Below are 17,412 nucleotides of genomic sequence, written 5' to 3' on the forward strand. Positions count from 1 at the left end.
TCCACCTACTCTTTTTCTTCCATTATTCCGTGTAAATCCATTTTTTCCTTGAAAAATAATTCCAAACCGTCACCAGTGCCGAAGCCCCCACTTTGGATCCCATCACCGGCAGACCCAGGCTGCCTACAAACAGCCGCATAAGCAGCACGTTGTACAACAGCCCCAGGGTGGACACCAGGAGTACCAGGGAAAATTCCTTTCCTTTGCTGTAACGGACTCCGCTGGTGAACACCCAGATGTTGGTGGCGATGTAGTGGCACACCGTGGAACAAAGGTAAGCCGCCGCTGTGGCTACAAGATAGTTCCAGCCCCAGTGACTGTTGAACAGATAGACCAGGGCCCACTCAAACAAAGCAGCCGTGCCCCCGATGCAGAGATAACAGAGGACACGGATCTTTTCACTTTTGGATTTCTGGAGCATTTCAGTGCCCCATCAGCTGATACAGCAGCATGACCACCACTCCCGGGATTCCGAAGAAGCCGGCCACCAGAGCTGAAATGAAGTGGATGGGAATGGTCACTCCGAAAAGGCCTCCCAGGATGTTGAACAACCACAGCAGCACCACCCCGCAGATCCCGTTCCACAGGAGCTTCAGGGAAAGAGAGAACATATTGATGATCAGGAACAGGACAACCAGGGCTGCCCCGCCCACCAGCCATATTTCCATATTGTTTAACCGCCTTTTCTGCATAATCCGTTTTTTCCAGGCAGTCTTCTGCCTGCCGGAAAGGATCAGATTTCCCGCCGGTTTTCCAGAGCTTTGTACAAAGTCAGTTCATCGGCATATTCCAGATCCCCGCCCACCGGAAGCCCATGGGCGATCCGGCTCACCTTCACCCCGGTGGGGCGGATCAGCCCGGCCAGATAGTTGGCTGTGGCTTCCCCTTCCACATCGGAATTGGTGGCAATGATTACTTCCTTCACCGTCCCCTTCTGGAGCCGGAGCAGCAGTTCCCGAATCTTCAGCTGATCCGGGCCCACCCCGTCCAGAGGAGACAGGACCCCGTGGAGCACATGGTACAGGCCCTGGTAGCCCCGGGTCCTTTCCATGGCCGCCACATCCTGGGGCTGTTCCACCACGCACACCAGGCTCCGGTCCCGTTTTTCATCCTGACAGATTTCACACAGATCCCCTTCGCACAGGTCAAAGCACTGACGGCAGAGATGGACATTGTCCTTTACGTCCAGGAGAGCCCGGGCCAGTTCCTCCACATCTTCCCGCTTCATGTCCAGCACATGGTAGGCCAGACGCAGGGCCGATTTGGAGCCGATTCCCGGCAGGCGCCGCAGCTGTTCGTGGAGCCGTGCCAGGGGTTTTACCATCCGCATGCCTGAGACCGTTCCTTAAAACATCCCCGGCAGCTTCAGTCCGCCAGTCACTTTGCCCAGTTCCTTTTCCGTCATTTCGTCCACTTTCTTCATGGCATCATTGACAGCGGTGACGATCAGGTCCTGGAGCATTTCCACATCCTCCGGATCCACTGCATCCGGGGACAGGGTCAGGCTCACCAGGTTCTTGTTCCCGTTGACCACAGCTTTGACGGCTTCGCCGCCGGCGGTGCCTTCCACTTCCCGTTCCTTCAGTTCTTCCTGGAGCTTGGTCATTTCGCTCTGCATCTTCTGTACTTTCTTCAGCATGCCCTGCATGCCGTTCATTGCCATTCCACCTTTGAACATTTGGTTTCCTCCTTATGTCCCAACAGGGACCTTGTTTTATTCTTTATAGACTTCTCCGCCGAAAACCTGCATGGCTTTCTTCACACCCTCAGGGAGTTCCCCTGGTTTGACCGGGTGAGGGGCGGGACTTGCTGATTGGCTGGCCGGGGAAGGGGCCGGAACAGGTTCCGGTATTTCCTCTTCCTCCGGCGGTTCAGGGGGCAGCGGGATTTCCTCCTCCGGAGGCGCCGGAGGTTCCGGCATGGGATCCGGCACGGGAGGAGGCGGCGGTGCCGCCTGGACCGGTGCCGGTGCAGCCGCCGGTTTCTCCTGGGGCCGGTGGAGGGAAATCTCTCCTTCCTGCTGGACCACCTGGAGCCCGATAGGCTGCCCCACCGCTTCCTTCAAGATATCCTGGATCAGATTCCGGAAGGAAGGTTCTTCCATTTTTTCCTTTCCATAGGCGGAGCTGACGGCCAGGAGCAGTTCCTGGTCCTGGTAATCCGCTGCCTGGGCCATTTCCGCATAGACCAGGAACGTCCGCTTCCGGCGCCGTTTCAGACCCTGGAGCACCAGCTGCCACAGCTGCTGGGCCTTGGCCCGTCCGCTGCCGTCAAACTGCACTTCCCCGGCAGCAGGTTCCGGCCGGGCCGGCTGTACAGCCGGGGCCGGTGGTGCCGGGGGCGCAGCCGGTTCCGCCGCGGGAGCAGCGGGAACTGTCTCCTGGGGCCGCCGGGCTTCTTCCTGCCGGGCGGCTGCCGCCATCCGGGCAAAGGCATCCTTCACCCCGGAATTCGGCCTGACAGCCGTGGGGCCAGGAGATGCCGGCCGGGATACGGAGGCCTGTACGGCTGCCGGCCGGATTACCGGGGCTGCAGTCGGTGCCGCCGTGATGCCTCCCTGCCGGAGGGCGGCCACCTGCTGTTCCAGACTGTCGATCCGGGCCAGGAGAGCCGCCTCCGTATGGCCCCGGGTTTCACACAGGTCAAAGAGGCACAGTTCCCCTACGATCTTTTTCCGCAGGGAGAATTTGCTTTCCCGGATGGCCTCGTGGATCCGCTCCACACTGGCCACAATCTGGCTGGAAGTAAAAAGGGCCGCCGTCTCCCCCAGGGCTTCCGGGGTATCCGTCAGGTAAATTTCCTGATACTCCCGGTCTGCCTGGTACAGCAGCAGGGCCCGGAAATATTCCATCAGTTCCGCCAGGATCTGCTCCATTTCCTTGCCCTGTTCCAACAGCTGGCCCAGGGCATCCAGGGCCCCGGACAGATCCTTCTGGCCGATCCGGGTCACCAGTTCCCGGAGTTTTTCCCGGCCCACCAGGCCCAGCACCTGCCGGACCGTTTCCGCCGTAACAGGACTGGCCATGACACTGCACTGGTCCAGGAGACTCAGGGCATCCCGAAGTCCCCCGTCCGCCTGGATGGCCATGAGCCGCAGGGCTTCCGGTTCCGCCTGGATTTTGCTGCCGTTGGCCACTTTGGCCAGATGGGCTGCAATCTCGTCCACAGTGGCCCGGCGGAAGTCGAACCGCTGGCATCGGGACAGGATGGTATTGAGGATCTTCTGGGGCTCGGTGGTGGCCAGTATGAACACCACATGCTCCGGCGGTTCCTCCAGGGTTTTCAGCAGGGCATTGAAGGCATCGGTGGTGATCATGTGGACTTCGTCGATGATGTACACCTTGTACCGGCAGGAAGAGGGCGCAAAATACACCTGCTCCCGGAGTTTCCGGATTTCGTCGATGCCCCGGTTGGAAGCCGCGTCGATTTCCACCACATCCGGGCAGGTGCCTTCGGTGATTTCCCGGCAGCTTTCACAGTCGTTGCAGGGATGGGCTGTGGGGCCTTCCCTGCAGTTCAGTGCCTTGGCCAGGATCCGGGCGGTACTGGTCTTCCCGGTACCCCGGGGACCGGCAAACAGATAGGCATGGGAAATCCGCCCGGTTTCCAGGGCGTTGGTGAGAGCCTTCTTGATGGGACCCTGGCCCACCAGATCGTCAAAATCCTGGGGACGCCAGGTCCGGTACAATGCTACGTATGCCATCTTTCCCATCCTTTCTGCAGTGCTTCTTTGCTATTATACCTTTTTTCCATGGACGCTTTCAACAGGATTCTTTTCTTTTTTCAAAAATCCCTTGACAAAGAATGTAAAATTCGTTATACTAAATCTCGCAGTTGTCGTTCAGGCAGCTGAAAACTGAATAGCTGTCTGTCAGCAATTCAACCTGGAGAGTTGTCCGAGTGGTTGAAGGAGCACGCCTGGAAAGCGTGTATACGGGATAACCGTATCGAGGGTTCGAATCCCTCACTCTCCGCCATTTTTTATCCAATCAGCCGCGTCCAGCGGCTTTTATTTTTCCGGCGGACTGCAGGAGTGGGTCCTGCGCAATGGAGGCCTGTGAACCTTGTCAGGTCCGGAAGGAAGCAGCAATAAGCGGATACCCCCATGTGCCGCAGGGGTGCCTGCCCCTGCAGCCCGCCGGGAAAATAAAGAAAAAAGAGCTGCCGCCCCTTGGGGCGGCGGCTCTTTTTTTGTCATCGGTCAACGATTGCTTCCCTGCACACAAGAAGGCCCTTAAAACACCTCCAGTACCTTCCCCGGATTCAAAATATCCAACGGATCCAGGGCCCGCTTGATGGTTTCCATCATATAAAGTTCTCCCGGGTCCGCCAGTTGGGCCAGCTGCTTCACCTTTTTGGCCCCGATGCCGTGTTCCCCGCTGAGCTTGCCGCCCAGGGCATAGATGTACTGATAGGCCTTTTCGTGGAAGGCATCCAGGGCCTCTTCCCATTCCCGGTCGGACAGATCTCCCTTCAGCATGGCGAAATGAAGGTTCCCGTCCCCGGCATGGGCCAAGGTGAACACCCGGAAGGGATATTTTTTGGCTTCCGCGGACAGTTCGTCCAGGGCCTGGGCGATTTTGTCCAGGGGCACCACAAAGTCGTCACTGGTCATGACCTTGCTCAGCACCCGGGCGGATTCCAGACAGTTCTTCCGGAGGGTCCACACCCGTTCATCGGCCATGGACACATCGGCCGCTCCGTGGCTCCGGCACAATTCGTCCAGTTTCAGCAGTTTTTTATCCAGTTCGTCCTCGTCGAAACTTTCCAGAGTCAGGATCACATAGGACCCATCCTCATAATGGCCCAGGTCCAGTTGGGAATAGTCGCTGGCGGACCGGACGAAGGCATTGTCCATGAATTCCACACTGGTGGGATTCAGCCCTTCCCGGAGCAGTACGGGCACAATGCCTGTAGCCTTGGCCTGGTCGGTGAAAATGGCCAGCACATCGGCTTTATAGGGAGCCTGGGGCAGCAGCTTCAGGGTCACTTCCGTAATGATGCCCAGGGTACCTTCGCTGCCGATTACCAGCTGATCCAGGCAGTAGCCGGTGGTGTTCTTCTTGCTCCGGGTGCCCAGACGGGCAATCTGCCCGTTGGGCAGCACCACTTCGATGGCATGGACCTGGTTCCGGGTGGTGCCGTACCGGACGGCCTTGTCTCCCCCGGCATTGGTGGCCAGGTTCCCGCCGATCAGGCAGCTGTCGGCGCTGCAGGGATCCCCGGCATAGAACAGGCCCTTTTCCCTGGCGGCCTGCTGGACGGCTGCGGTACGGGCCCCGGCCTGGGCCACAAGATACATGCCTTCCGGATCCACTTTCAGGATCCTGTCCATCCGTTCCATTAAAAGCACCAGGCCGCCGCACACGGGAATGGCCCCGTCCGATACGCTGGTGCCCCCGCTCCGTGGCGTCACCGGGAACTGTTCCCGGTTGGCCAGTTTCAGGATGGCGGAAACCTCTTCCGTAGAGCCGGGAGCAGCCACTGCCTCCGGCAGATGGAACTTCCGGGGGTCGGTTTCCTCATCGGTCTTGTACTGTTCCAGGTGATCCGGATCCGTCCAGACATACTTCTCTCCTACAATGCTGCGCAGTGCGTCCAGGACTTTCCCGGTCATGGGTTGATAGATTTTCATGCTTCCTTCCTTCTTTCGCGGCCTCTGCAGTTTTTATACAGTAAAAAAGGGCTGCTGCACGAGCAGCAGCCCCATGGCTGGCGGATGGAGAGGGATTCGAACCCTCGGTACCTTGCGGTACACTTGATTTCGAGTCAAGCACCTTCGACCACTCGGACACCCATCCATGAGAATTTTATTATACCATACTTACCGCCGTGCTTTCAAAAAATCCTGCAAAATTTTCCGGCACTCCTCCTCCATTACTCCGGCCGTTACCTGGGTCCGGAAGTTCAGAGAAGGATGGGCAGGCAGGTTGAACTGGGATCCGCAGGCCCCGGCGGCACTGTCCCAGGCCCCGTACACCAGCCGGCCCACCCGGGCATTCCAGATGGCTCCGGCGCACATGGGGCAGGGTTCCAGAGTCACATAGAGGGCGGTGTCGCTGAGCCGCCAGCGGCCCAGCTGCCGGCAGGCTTCCCGGAGCACCAGCACTTCCGCATGGGCCGTGGCGTCCCGGTCCTGCTCCCGGCGGTTGTGGTTCCGGGCCAGCACCTGGCCCTCCCGGACCAGCACAGCCCCCACGGGGATTTCCCCCTCCCGGGCTGCCTGCCGGGCTTCCTCCAGGGCCATTTCCATGAAATGAACATCGGTCTGTCCGGCAAGCGAGTTCTTGGTAATCTGCGCCATCTTGTTTTTTCTCCTTTTCCAAAGATCCACTGGGGCGGCAGGCGGACCGTGCAGCAAACCCTCCTACTCCCTCTTGGTCAGCTTGTGCAGATCGTAAGGAGTATCCTGGTACACCACGTTCAGCCAGTTCAGGTAGAACAGATGGGCATAGCTGCACCATTTGAACAGCGGTTCCTGGGTGGTGTCGTCCGTGGGATAGTAGTGTTTGGGCAGGGAAGGGTTCAGGCCCTTTTCCCGGTCCCGGACGTATTCATCCCGGAGGGTCATCCGGTCATATTCAAAATGGCCCATGACGAAGATCCGGCGCATGTCTTCCGTGGCACAGATGTTGATACCGTTTTCCACGCTGCGGCTGAGCACCTGGAGATCCGGATTGCTGTACACCTTGGCGTCATCCACGGTGGTGTACCGGGACTGGGGAATGAAATACCGGTCGTCAAAGCCCCGGAGCAGCGGATGGTTCCGGACCGTGAGCCCATAGGGATAGATGCCGCAGAGCTTCTGGGGGAACATGATCTTCGGCACATCATAATAATAGTACAGGCCGGCCTGGGCGCCCCAACAGTAATGGAGCACGGAATACACATGGGTCCGGGCCCATTCCAGGTATTCCTCGATTTCTCCCCAGTATTCCACATCCTCGAATTCCAGTTTTTCCACAGGAGCCCCGGTGACAATGAGCCCATCGTAATACCGGTCCTGGACATCGCTGAATTCCAGGTAGGCGGATTCCAGGTAGGAATTGTCCGTATGGGTCCCCACCCGGCTCACCGGCCGGCAGAAATCGATTTCCAGCTGGAGGGGAGAATTCCCCAAAAGCCGGAGCAGCTGCACTTCCGTAGGCTTCTTCAAAGGCATCAGGTTCAGGATCAGGATCTTCAGAGGACGGATGTCCTGGGTCAGGGCCCGGTCATTGTCGATGGTGATGATATTTTCTTCACGCAGCTTTTCCTTGGCGGAAAGATGGCTGTCGATTTTGATTGGCATGGAAATCACTCCTTCTTCATGAATAAAAAAAGCTTCCGCCCCTGCAGGGACGAAAGCATCGTGGTACCACCCGGCTTCGCCTGGTTGCCCAGGCCTCTCGAGCACACGCAAGGCGGATGCTCCAGTGCTGTAACGGGCACCCCCGGATGACCTACTGCCGTTCAATCATCTGCTCCAAGGCCATGTTCCCCTTCTCCGCCGCTCTTCCTTTCACCCAAATGGAAGCTCTCTGTGCCGGCCTGCAAAGGGTACTCTTCTTTTCATTGCAGGTTTGTCTATCAAATTGCTTTCAATTTAGCACAGAAAACCCGGTTCGTCAAGAGGTTTCCCCCTTGCAATCTTCTCCTTTTGGCCGTATACTGGATGCAGATTTGATGTTGTTAAAACAACGGAGGAAAACTATGGATACGGAATTTCTGGCCAAAACGGCTTTGTTCAAAAATGTTCCCCCGGAAGAGATCCAGGTCCGGATACACTGTCTGGGAGGTGTAGTCCGCTCCTACGACAAGGGAACCTACATCCATTACGCCGGGGATGTGGTCCACACGGTAAGCATGGTACTGAAAGGAAGGGTCATCATCGAAAACGACGACCTGTGGGGCAACCGGAACCTGCTGGGGCAGATGGGCCCCGGGGAGCTGTTTGCAGAAGCCTATGCCTGTGCGGAAAACGAACCCCTGCTGATCAATGTGCTGGCGGTGGAGCCCACCACCGTGCTGATGATGGACCTGTCCAAGGTGTTCCACACCTGTTCTCGGAGCTGTCCCCAGCACCAGCAGATCAGCGACAACCTGCTCCACATCCTGGCCCGGAAGAACCTGTCCCTGGCCCGGCGGATTCTCCACACCTCCTCCAAATCCATCCGGGGGAGAGTGCTGTCCTACCTGTCCTTTTTGGCAGCCCAGCAGAAGCGGAAGATCATCACCGTCCCCTTCAACCGGCAGCAGATGGCGGATTATCTGAGTGTGGACCGGAGTGCCCTCAGCAACGAACTGAGCAAGATGCAGAAGGAAGGCCTCCTGGAATACCACAAGGAAAGCTTCAAGCTGCTGAAAGAAGAATGAGGACTGTCAATAGTCAATGGTCAATTGTCAATGGCCGTTGGAAGCCGGCTTTCAGCCGGTTCTGAATGATATAAAGGAGTAAGGTTGCTATGGAGCAAATGGAACTTACAGGAAAGATCCTGCCGGGGATCCCGGTGGAGGAGCATCCTTTTCCACCTTTCCTGCCGGAGGGAGCCAAAGTGCTGATCCTGGGGACATTTCCCCCGGCAGCGGAAAAGCGGGCCATGGATTTCTACTATCCCAATTTCCAGAACGACATCTGGCGGATCATGGGAATGATATATTTCAAAGACCCGGACCATTTCCGGAAAGGGACGGAAAAAGCCTTTGACCCGAAAGCCATCAAGGCCTTCCTGACCCGGACGGGCATCGCCCTGGGGCCCACGGTGCTCCGGGCCCAGCGGCAGAAAGGCAATGCCTCGGACAAACTCCTCCATGTGGTGGAAGAAGCCTCCCTGGCCGCCATGGTCCGGCAGATCCCGAACTGCCGCCATCTGATCACCACCGGAGAAAAGGCTACGGAAATCCTCCTTGGCCAGTGCACAAATCCTCCCAAACTGCCCCGGACCGGCACCACCCTGCCCATTACCCTGGACGGACGGGAACTGCTTCTTTCCCGGCTCCCCTCCACTTCCCGGGCCTATCCCATGAAGCTGGAAAAGAAAGCGGAGATGTATGGGGCGGTGCTGCTTGAAGCAGCACCGCCCGTCAGCTGTCAACGTTCAACGGTCAGCGGCCAAAGGAAAAAAGCAGATTGAGCCTGCCGCTCAATCTGCTTTTTTGATGTCAACAACGACGATTTCCGGTTTTGGGCCCGTCCGCACCGGGACGCCCCAGAGGCCGTAGCCACTGGAGACTGTGGCCAGCATCCCCTCCACCATTTCTGATCCGTAATCCAGGAAGTACATTTTTCGGGTGATCAGCCGGTTGGGAGCCATCTGGCCTGCATGGGTATGGCCGGCAAAATACAGATCGTATCCTTTACCCGCCGCTTCCGGGATCCTTCGGGGTTCATGTTCCATGAACACGTTGAACTTCCCGGGTTCCGGATGATAGTCCGCCCGCCGGTTTCCAAACAGGTAATCGTCCATCCCCGTCAGGTTCAGCCAGGGATTCACCATCCGGTTTTCATCCACGGCAAACCGGACGCCTTCCTCTTCCAGGAATTCCCGTTCCACAGCTCCGGAACCCAGCCGTTTGTCATGGTTGCCAAACACCGCATAGACCCCGTCGGTACTCCGCAGCTTCCGGAACGTGCCCAGGCTCCCTTCCTGGAGCACAAAGGGCAGGTCCCCGTCCACCATATCGCCCCCCAGAAGGACCAGATCCGGCTTTTGCTCATTGATCCTCCGGACCAGAGTTTCCCCATAGGAGGTGCCGAAAAGACCGCCAAAATGAAGGTCGGACACAAACACGATCCGATAGGGGCCAGGGATGTTTTTATCCGTGGCATATTCCAGCTTCCGGACCACCGGGTGGAGGGCCTGCCAGCAGCCCACAGCCACCAGGAGCACCGTCCCCGCAAAAAGCACCTGGGCTGCCCGGGGCGCCAGAAACGGCCAGTGCCCCAGTTTCCCTACAAGAAAAGCCACCAGGAACAGAACCATCCCCAGCACGGAATAGTACAGGAAGCCCATCCACAGGCCCCCTGCCCAGGCCAGGAACCGCAAAAGAGGCCGGGGCACCGCATTCAGATACACATTGCTGAACACAAAACACAAAGGCAGTACCCAAAAAGGCACCAGAGTCCACCAGGACCGCAAAAAAGAGAGCCCCGCCCGGTACATGGCCCAGATGGCCATGGAGCCACCCAGTCCCACCAGCAGCAGGGTCACAAAGAAGGATTTCACGAGAACATCATCCCTTTACAACAGCGTTTTTCCCGCCCAGAAGGACACACTGGCTGCCAGAAGGCCCAGGGTATTCTGGAGCAGGAGATACAGGAACCCGGTTACATGTTCCCCGTGGAGAAAGAAATGGAGCCCTTCCTTAATAAAGGAAGAAAAGGCCGTAAAGCCGCCGATAAACCCCCAGTACAGCAGCATGGCCCATTTGGGGTGTGGGAATTTGGTATACAGGAAGGCAGCGAAAAAGCCTACCAGGATACATCCGAAGGTATTCACAAAGACCATTTCCCAAGGAAAATGATTGCTCCAAACTCCCTTCAGGGCCCCAGCCACCAGGTATCTGGCCACCGATCCCAGGGCGCCGCCCAAAGCCACATAGACAAGCAGCAATGCATCTTCTTTCCACATCATAAACTTCTCCCCCTCAATAGAAATAACAGTAAAATCACGCCTCCCTGCTGGACTCTTTTTCCCCATTTGAAAAAACGGGCGCTGAATCCACTACCAGCGTCCTTCCATAATAATATGATAGTAAAAACCGTTTATTTTGTCAATTCATTTGAAAATTGTTCAAAAAGATTCTTTCTCTTTCTTTATCCATCCTTTCCTTCTCTTTCCCGACTTTTCAGCCGGAAACATTGCACCGGAACGGGGACAACGGTATAATGACAGTATTATGAAAGAAAACAAATTACCCTTCAAAATCAAAGAGAACATCGAACTGACCATCACCGGTCTGGGCAGCTCCGGAGAAGGGGTGGGCAAAGTCAGCGGCTTTACCTTCTTCGTCCCTGGAGCCCTGCCGGGAGAGCGGATCCAGGCCCAGGTGACCCTGCTGAAGAAAAGCTACGGCCAGGCCCGGCTGCTGAAACTGCTGGTGCCTTCTCCAGACCGGGTGACCCCACCCTGCCCGGTGTATGCCCAGTGCGGCGGCTGCCAGCTCCAGCACCTGTCCTATCCGGCCCAGCTGGCCCTGAAACGCCAGACGGTGGTGGATGCCATGGAACGGATCGGCCATTTTTCCAAACTCTGCGTCCAGGAAACCCTGGGAGCGGAGGACCCCTGGCATTACCGGAATAAAATGCAGGTACCGGCTGCCCAGGGACGGAACCACACCCTGGCCATTGGCTGCTACGCCCAGGGCACCCACCGGGTCATTGATGTGAAAGACTGTCTGATCCAGCAGCAGACCAACAACAAAATCGTCCAGGTGGTCCGGGCCTGGATGGAAAAATTCCGGATCCCGGCTCTGGAAGAAGATGCCCGGCGGGGCATTGTCCGGCACATTATGGGCCGGGTGGGAGTCCGTACCGGGGAAGTAATGGCCGTGCTGGTGACCAACGAACCTCAGGTCCCCCATCTGAAGGATCTGACGGCCATGCTCCGGCAGGAAATCCCCGGCTTCACCACTCTGGTCCAGAACCTGAACACCCGTCATACCAATGTGATCATGGGCCCCAAAAACAAAGTGATCTGGGGGCCGGGCGTAATCCATGACCGGCTGGGAAAATTCACCTTTGCCATTTCTCCCCATTCCTTCTTCCAGGTGAACACCCTCCAGGCGGAAAAGCTCTATGAAACAGCCCTCCAGTACGCGTCCCTTACAGGAAAGGAGAAGGTCATCGACGCCTACTGCGGCACCGGCACCATTACCTTGTTCCTGGCCCAGAAAGCTCAGCGGGCCCTGGGAATCGAAATCGTGGCTCCGGCCATCCGGGATGCCAGGCAGAATGCCCGGGACAACCAGGTGACTAATGCAGAGTTCCTGTGCGGAGATGCGGCCAAAGAAATGCCCGAACTGGTCCGCCAGGGCAGCCGCCCCGATGTGGTGGTGCTGGATCCTCCCCGGGCCGGCTGTGAACAACGGGTGCTGGACGCCATTGCCAAAGTCCGTCCCCAGCGGGTGGTGTATGTTTCCTGCAACCCGGCCTCCCTGGCCCGGGATGCGGCCATTTTGCGGGACAAAGGCTTCGTGGTCCGGAAAGTCCAGCCCGTGGACATGTTCCCCCATACCAGCCATGTGGAGACCGTGTGTCTGCTGACCCTGCGGTAGGAGGGGCTGCTGCTTATATCACACTATTGCACTATGAATTAGGATGTGTTATTCTTTTTCTATTCCATCCATCCGGATTTACAAGCACACAAAGGAGGAATCCGTCCATGACTCAGATTTCTGAAACTGCCAAAGAGAAGATCCGAAGCCAGTTCCCGGTCTTCCAGGAAGCCGCACGGGCTTTCTATGCCAAAGAGCTGGCTCCCGGAAAATATAAAGGGACTTCCGGCAAATTCGGTTCCTATGGAGAACGGGGCGCGAACAGCAGCATGCTCCGGCTGCGCTTCTCCGGCGGGGCCATCGATCAGGCCCATATGGCCTTCCTGGCCCAGGCCATCGACAAATACCATGTGACCCTGGCCCATTTCACCACCGGGGAAGCCCTCCAGCTCCACCATCTCCAGGAACAGGAAGTACTGGGGCTGTACCAGGACTGCTTCGACCATGGAATCTACTGCGCAGGCGCCGGCGGAGACAATCCCCGGAACATCACGGCCAGCCCTCTCCACGGGGTGGAAAAGGGAGAACCCTTTGACATGACCCCGGCCATCCGGGCAGCCGCCAATTTCGTCATCAGCCTGATCCCGGAACTGAAACTGCCCCGGAAATACAAGATCAGCTTTTCCAACGGCATCGACAATGAAGGCCATGCCACTTTCAAGGACCTGGGCTTTGTAGCCCGTCCTGACGGCACCTTCGATGCCTACGCCGGCGGGGGCTTCGGGGTCAACGGCAGCCGGTTCGGGGTGCTCATTGACACCCAGGTGGATCCCCATGACCTGTCCTGGTATATCCTGGGCTATGCCCGGGACGTGTACATGAAATACGGGGACTATGAACACCGGGGGACCGCCCGTTCCCGGTTCATCCTGACCAAAATGGGAAAAGAACCCTTCCGGAAAGCGGTCCGGGATGCCGTGGCCCGGTGCCGGGAAGAAGGGATCCCCCGTCTGGAACTGGAACCCATCCCTCCCCTGACCAAATCCGGAAAAGATGATTCCGTCCTGGCCGATCCCCGGATCCACAGCCAGAAACAGGAAGGGCTGTACTATGTGGAATACAAGCCCCTGGGCGGGGTGCCGGATATCCAGGTGTTCCGGCAGCTGCTGGGAGAAGCTTCTCAGATGGAAGGCGCCCAGCTGCGGCTCAACGCAGACGAAACCTGCTACATCATCAACCTGACGGCGGAAGAAGCCCGGCAGGTGGCCGCCCTGACAGAAAAGGACACCGCCCACACCCTCTTTGAACATTCCGTCAGCTGCATCGGCGCAGCTGTATGCCAGCAGGGCCTGTGTGATTCCCATGGGACCCTGGCCCGGATTGCCTCCTTCCTGAAGGAAAAGGGCGTGGATACCCGGTATCTGCCCAAATGCCACTTCTCCGGCTGCCCTTCCACCTGCACTGTCCAATCCCTGGCGGCGCTGGGCTTCCGTGGGGCCTTCACCCTGGTGAACGGGGAACGGGCCAGTGCCTTCCAGGTGTACGCGGGAGGCAGCTACGCCTACGGAAAGGAAAAGATCAGCGAGCCTCTGGGCCTGATTGCCACCGCCCGGCTGCCCCAGTTCTTCCTGGACCTGAACCAGATCCTCCTGGAAGCCGGCCAGCCCTTTACCCAGTGGTATCCGGACCATGAAGAGGCGTTCCTGGAACTGTTGAAGAAATACGCGTAAAAAAGGGGCTGTGAAAAAATGAAGAATCATTTTTTCACAGCTCCTTTTACAAGCTCTCCAAAAAGCTTCCCACTGCCTGGGCATATCCTTCCGGATTGTCTACTATTTCATTGGCGTGGCCGGATCCTTCGAAATAGACCAGCTTTTTATGGGGACTGGTGCACCGGTCCATCAGTTCTTCCGCAATGTGAGGGGGAATCAGCCGGTCCACATCTCCGTGGAGGAACAGTACCGGAGTGGTCATCCTCTGGACGCAGGAAGCCGGGTCCACATCCCGGAGGGTCTTCCGGGTATGGTAGTACATGGAAGCCTGGAAAAAGGGATCCAGTACTTCCATGCCGGTAAGGATCCGCTGGTCCTCTGTATAGTTCATGAGCTTTTCCCGGCCCAGTTCCAGTACATTGCCATAGGAACTGTCTGCCACGTAGAAAGCCATGTCCCGGCCCTGAGGGGTGCCGGCATAGATCAGGCTCATGGCGGCCCCCAGGGAAATGCCGTGGAACCCGATGGATACCTGAGGATCCTGCTGCCGGAGCAGAGCCACCCAGCTGTCCATGTCTTCCGGATCGTGGATTCCCCAGTCATTGGTATTGCCGCCGCTTTCCCCATGGCCCCGGATGTCCGGCATCAGCACATTGTATCCCCGGGCCAGGTAAATCCGGGCATAGGGAACGCACATGGTCCGGTTCTGGTACAGGCCGTGGAGCAGGATAACGGTTTTATGGCCTCCTGTAGGGCTTTCAATGTAGGTGCCCTGGAGCCGGGTACCGTCCTTGGAGGTGACGGCCACCCGTTCCCAGCCGTATTTCCGTTCCAGCCCATGGATCATGTCCAGGTCATTCCGATGGTTCTCGATGGCCAGCAGTTTGTCCCAGGGCTGGGTGAACAGCTGGGTGTACGCGGCATTCCCGGCATAGAATCCGGCTCCCAGCAGGAGCAGCAGGGTCAGGAACACCAGATATTTGATGAAATTCCAAAGGAAACGCATACCTTCTTCGCCTTTCTGTGATGCATAGAATACTGACTATACATTATAATCCCAAGATGCAGAATAAATAAGGCAGAAAAGAGGCAAAAGGATGAACAAAGGGGCTGTTGCGCATGCAACAGCCCCTTGTCTCACGGCTCCGGCAGCACCATGCACCAGAACAGGATGGTGAACATGCTGAGCAGGGTGGACAGTACCGTCAGCTTGGTGGCAAAGGGAGCGTCGCTGCCGTACCGGGCGGCGAAAATGGCGGTAGTGGCTCCGGCAGGCATGCCGGTCATGAGCACCGCGATCCCGGTGGCCACCGGATCCAGCCCCAGTGCGGCACTGACCCCCCAGGCCAGCCCGGGCAGCAGGATCAGCCGCAGGATGCTGTAGAGGATGCTGTCCCGGTTGAAGATGGTCAAAAGCGGCACATCCGCCAGGATGGTCCCCACGATGAACATGGTAATGGCCGCATTGCACCCCCCGATGTACCGGATGGTCATGTCCAGAAAAGCCGGAGGCCGCCACTGGGTCAGGATCAATACGATCCCGATGTACACAGCGATCAGACAGGGATGGGTCAGGACCTTTTTCAGCACTTCTTTCCGGCTTTCCTGCCGGGCCATGAAATATCCGGTGCCCACGGACCACATGACCAGCCGCAGGGGAATCAGGAACACAGAGGCATAGAACAGCCCCAGGTCCCCATAGACCCCTTCCGCCACCGGATAGCCCAGAAAGCCGCTGTTGGACACCAGGGTGCCGTACTGGAGCACCTTTTTCCGGGTATCCGGATACCGGTTGAACAGGAAATGGTTCAGGATCATGAAGAGCACCTGGAGCACAGCCCCTGCCCCCAGGATCCGGCCGCAGGTCAGGAAGATATTTCCTTCAAAGGGCATGAGACAGGATTTGATGATGTTGCAGGGAATGATCACATAGACGCACACATCGGTGAGACACCGTTTCCCCGGTTCATCCACAATATTCTTTTTCCGCAGGTACAGACCAATGAGAATCAGCAGGAAGAGAGACAGCTGGAGATTCCCCAGTCGATAGATATCCATGGCACCGCCTCCCTAGGACAGTTTTTTCATGACCCACCGGGCCGCCATATCATACAGTCCGGTAGGCAGCAGGGTATGGGCCAAAAGCAGCAGCCAGGCGTCCTTGCCGCACAGATACCGAGCCTGGGGCTGGGAGGCGTTGGCCGCCAGGAAAATGGTTTTGGCCACATCCTGGGGGGTGTTCAGCCACTTTTGGTCGTAGAGCCGATGGAGCCCCCGGGCCATTTTCTCTCCCCAGGCCCTGCAGGCTCCCTGCCGGGACACTTCTGCCAGATGGTCAGCGGCAATGTGGCCCCAGGCCGTCCGCACCAGCCCCGGTTCCACAATGCTCACCTGGATTCCCTGGCCGGCGGTTTCCATCCGCAGGGCGTCACTGAGGGCTTCCAGGGCATATTTGCTGGCATGATACCAGCCCCCGAAAGGACCTGTGACCCGTCCGGCAATGGACGAAACCATGATCACCCGTCCCTGGTGCTGCCGGCGGAAAAGCGGCAGCACCATCCGGGTGAGCCGGATGGCCCCGAACACGTTCACTTCCATCTGATGTCGGGCCTCCGCCAGGGGCACGTCCTCCACCGCTCCATAGGATCCGTAGCCGGCATTGTTGATCAGGATGTCCAGGGTCCCGTGCTGGTTCAGGATCTGTTGGAGGGCGTTCTGGCAGGAATAGTCTTTGGTCACGTCCAGCACCAGGGGGATGACCCCGTATTTGGACAGTTCCTGGAGTTTGTCCAGGCGCCGGGCTGCCCCGTACACCACATGGCCGGTCCGGGCCATAAGGATGGCGGTTTCCCGGCCGATGCCGCTGCTGGCCCCGGTGACCAGCACCACCTGCTGTTCCATGGTTCCCCCTCCCTTTCTATTCCCCGGCCTGGACTTCCGGATAGGGCCGGACAGCCGGCTGGTTCTTCCCGTGTTCCCCGATGTTCTTCCCCATCCAGATCATATGGTACCAGCGGTTGAACTTGTAGCCGCAGTTTTTGAAGAGCCCCACCGGTTCAAACCCCAGATGGGCATGGAACTGGGCGCTGTTGAAGTCCAGGTATTCGTCCGGCTGTTCCGGATAGCCGATACAGGCGTACACATCCAGGATCCCCATTTTTTTCAGGGCTTCCAGAAGGGCGCCGTAGAGTTTCTTTCCCAGTCCCTTTTTCCGAAGATGGCAGTCCACATAGATGCTCAGTTCCGCGGACCAGTCATAGGCCGGACGGCCCACAAAGGGTCCGGCATAGGCGTACCCCAGCACCCGGCCGTCCTCCACCGCCACAAAATAGGGATAGCGTTCCTGGGTATGGGCGATCCGCCGCCGGAATTCCTCCACACTGGGCACCTGGTATTCAAAGGTGATCACCGTGCTTTCCACATAGGGTGCATAAACAGAACGGATGGCCGCTGCGTCCTCCGCCGTGGCCTCCCGGATCATCAGTTCACTCATGGGTATTCCCCC

The 17,412-nt window shown here is 57.9% G+C and carries 18 protein-coding genes, 2 tRNA genes, 1 other RNA gene and 1 other annotated feature; of the genes, 6 read left to right on the plus strand and 15 right to left on the minus strand.

Translation table 11 applies throughout. The annotated features are described in order from the left end of the window. Nucleotides 1-22: 22 nt before the first annotated feature. From ACTQY1_RS02370 to dnaX, 5 genes are all read right to left on the minus strand, one after another. Nucleotides 23-421: a GtrA family protein gene (locus ACTQY1_RS02370; RefSeq protein WP_022487403.1), complete on the minus strand. Its 399-nt coding sequence runs from the start codon at nt 419-421 to the stop codon at nt 23-25. A 1-nt stretch (nt 422) separates the two neighbouring features. Beyond that, complete coding sequence (locus ACTQY1_RS02375) at nt 423-668, minus strand: pro-sigmaK processing inhibitor BofA family protein (RefSeq protein ID WP_022487404.1); 246 nt, start codon at nt 666-668, stop codon at nt 423-425. 65 nt (nt 669-733) lie between these two features. Further along, a complete protein-coding gene (gene recR, locus ACTQY1_RS02380) occupies nt 734-1,330 on the minus strand; it encodes a recombination mediator RecR (protein WP_022487405.1) in 597 nt (198 codons plus the stop codon). A 15-nt stretch (nt 1,331-1,345) separates the two neighbouring features. Continuing rightward, nucleotides 1,346-1,678, minus strand: coding sequence for a YbaB/EbfC family nucleoid-associated protein (locus ACTQY1_RS02385; protein WP_022487406.1), 333 nt, complete (start codon nt 1,676-1,678; stop codon nt 1,346-1,348). A 36-nt stretch (nt 1,679-1,714) separates the two neighbouring features. After that, complete coding sequence (gene dnaX / locus ACTQY1_RS02390; RefSeq protein WP_441368892.1) at nt 1,715-3,703, minus strand: DNA polymerase III subunit gamma/tau; 1,989 nt, start codon at nt 3,701-3,703, stop codon at nt 1,715-1,717. A 183-nt stretch (nt 3,704-3,886) separates the two neighbouring features. Here dnaX and ACTQY1_RS02395 point away from each other — a divergent pair. Both ACTQY1_RS02395 and ffs read left to right on the plus strand, forming a co-directional pair. Next, nucleotides 3,887-3,977 (plus strand) — tRNA-Ser (locus ACTQY1_RS02395). A gap of 54 nt (nt 3,978-4,031) precedes the next feature. Continuing rightward, nucleotides 4,032-4,131: signal recognition particle sRNA small type (ffs, locus tag ACTQY1_RS02400), an RNA gene on the plus strand. Nucleotides 4,132-4,234: 103 nt separating this feature from the next. Here ffs and ACTQY1_RS02405 read toward each other — a convergent pair. From ACTQY1_RS02405 to ACTQY1_RS02420, 4 genes are all read right to left on the minus strand, one after another. Further along, entirely contained in the window at nt 4,235-5,635 is a 1,401-nt protein-coding gene (locus ACTQY1_RS02405) for an FAD-binding oxidoreductase (RefSeq protein ID WP_302157154.1), read from the minus strand. Nucleotides 5,636-5,713: 78 nt separating this feature from the next. Next, nucleotides 5,714-5,801, minus strand: a tRNA-Ser gene (locus ACTQY1_RS02410). Nucleotides 5,802-5,824: 23 nt separating this feature from the next. Further along, nucleotides 5,825-6,304, minus strand: a complete 480-nt coding sequence (tadA, locus tag ACTQY1_RS02415; protein WP_302574013.1) for a tRNA adenosine(34) deaminase TadA — start codon at nt 6,302-6,304, stop codon at nt 5,825-5,827. Nucleotides 6,305-6,367: 63 nt separating this feature from the next. Beyond that, the gene (locus ACTQY1_RS02420) at nt 6,368-7,291 is read right to left on the minus strand and encodes a homoserine O-succinyltransferase (protein WP_022487410.1); all 924 of its coding nucleotides are present in this window, start codon (nt 7,289-7,291) and stop codon (nt 6,368-6,370) included. Between the two features lie 42 nt (nt 7,292-7,333). Further along, nucleotides 7,334-7,564 (minus strand) — a binding site (T-box leader). A gap of 128 nt (nt 7,565-7,692) precedes the next feature. On the opposite strand from ACTQY1_RS02420, the gene ACTQY1_RS02425 reads away from it, so the two are divergent. Then, nucleotides 7,693-8,355, plus strand: a complete 663-nt coding sequence (locus ACTQY1_RS02425) for a Crp/Fnr family transcriptional regulator (protein ID WP_022487449.1) — start codon at nt 7,693-7,695, stop codon at nt 8,353-8,355. An 89-nt stretch (nt 8,356-8,444) separates the two neighbouring features. Next, on the plus strand, nt 8,445-9,113 hold the full coding sequence (locus ACTQY1_RS02430) for a uracil-DNA glycosylase family protein (protein ID WP_308664253.1): 669 nt from the start codon (nt 8,445-8,447) through the stop codon (nt 9,111-9,113). Between the two features lie 9 nt (nt 9,114-9,122). Here ACTQY1_RS02430 and ACTQY1_RS02435 read toward each other — a convergent pair whose 3' ends face one another. Together ACTQY1_RS02435 and ACTQY1_RS02440 are read right to left on the minus strand one after the other, a co-directional pair. Then, nucleotides 9,123-10,205 carry a metallophosphoesterase gene (locus ACTQY1_RS02435; protein WP_302157147.1) on the minus strand — a complete coding sequence of 361 codons (1,083 nt, stop codon included), beginning with the start codon at nt 10,203-10,205 and terminating at the stop codon, nt 9,123-9,125. 15 nt (nt 10,206-10,220) lie between these two features. Continuing rightward, on the minus strand, nt 10,221-10,613 hold the full coding sequence (locus tag ACTQY1_RS02440; protein WP_022487452.1) for a fluoride efflux transporter FluC: 393 nt from the start codon (nt 10,611-10,613) through the stop codon (nt 10,221-10,223). Nucleotides 10,614-10,878: 265 nt separating this feature from the next. On the opposite strand from ACTQY1_RS02440, the gene rlmD reads away from it, so the two are divergent. Continuing rightward, complete coding sequence (gene rlmD / locus ACTQY1_RS02445; protein ID WP_022487453.1) at nt 10,879-12,255, plus strand: 23S rRNA (uracil(1939)-C(5))-methyltransferase RlmD; 1,377 nt, start codon at nt 10,879-10,881, stop codon at nt 12,253-12,255. Between the two features lie 107 nt (nt 12,256-12,362). Further along, nucleotides 12,363-13,925: a nitrite/sulfite reductase gene (locus ACTQY1_RS02450; protein ID WP_441373753.1), complete on the plus strand. Its 1,563-nt coding sequence runs from the start codon at nt 12,363-12,365 to the stop codon at nt 13,923-13,925. A gap of 46 nt (nt 13,926-13,971) precedes the next feature. Here ACTQY1_RS02450 and ACTQY1_RS02455 read toward each other — a convergent pair whose 3' ends face one another. The 4 genes from ACTQY1_RS02455 to ACTQY1_RS02470 all read right to left on the minus strand — a co-directional run bounded on the left by ACTQY1_RS02455 (nt 13,972) and on the right by ACTQY1_RS02470 (nt 17,400). Then, nucleotides 13,972-14,913, minus strand: a complete 942-nt coding sequence (locus tag ACTQY1_RS02455; protein ID WP_288310414.1) for an alpha/beta hydrolase — start codon at nt 14,911-14,913, stop codon at nt 13,972-13,974. Nucleotides 14,914-15,044: 131 nt separating this feature from the next. Further along, nucleotides 15,045-15,965, minus strand: coding sequence for an AEC family transporter (locus ACTQY1_RS02460; RefSeq protein WP_308664254.1), 921 nt, complete (start codon nt 15,963-15,965; stop codon nt 15,045-15,047). Nucleotides 15,966-15,977: 12 nt separating this feature from the next. Next, nucleotides 15,978-16,808, minus strand: a complete 831-nt coding sequence (locus ACTQY1_RS02465; RefSeq protein ID WP_329778163.1) for an oxidoreductase — start codon at nt 16,806-16,808, stop codon at nt 15,978-15,980. Nucleotides 16,809-16,824: 16 nt separating this feature from the next. Further along, entirely contained in the window at nt 16,825-17,400 is a 576-nt protein-coding gene (locus ACTQY1_RS02470) for a GNAT family N-acetyltransferase (protein WP_022487457.1), read from the minus strand. Nucleotides 17,401-17,412: the final 12 nt, after the last annotated feature.

The organism is Acidaminococcus sp. HCP3S3_G9_1, from assembly GCF_052122455.1.
GTDB lineage: Bacteria > Bacillota > Negativicutes > Acidaminococcales > Acidaminococcaceae > Acidaminococcus.